Annotated in this window: 1 pseudogene; it reads left to right on the top strand. The window is 53.0% G+C overall.

The window, feature by feature from the left end:
* Window positions 1-317, top strand: a pseudogene (locus HC026_RS12515) (hypothetical protein); the annotation flags it as partial.

The following is a 317-nucleotide window of genomic DNA, read 5'->3' as shown; positions in this document are numbered from 1 at the left end:
GCCGGCAGCAACGTTACCAACAACAGTAGCGCTGCGGCAAGCAATTCAACTGCCGCTAGTGATGCTGCAACGTCAGCAGCAACCGATTCAACTAACGCCGCCAGTGTCGCTAACTCAATCAAGAGTGCCGCAAGTGATTACCCAAGTGACACCGACTTAAGTAGTGCCGCAAACACTGCCAGTGATTTAGCATCAACGGCAAGCAATGCCGCTAAATCTGCCGGAGCTGCTGCTAGTCTGGCTTCAGAAGAAGCGAAGAAAGCTTCGAGTGCTACCTTAGATGCCAGCTCAGCTGCCAGTGCTGGTAATTCCAGTGC

The sequence above is a fragment of the Secundilactobacillus angelensis genome (assembly GCF_012641075.1).
GTDB classification, from domain to species: Bacteria; Bacillota; Bacilli; order Lactobacillales; family Lactobacillaceae; genus Secundilactobacillus; species Secundilactobacillus angelensis.
This window is presented reverse-complemented; position numbering and strand designations above follow the sequence as displayed.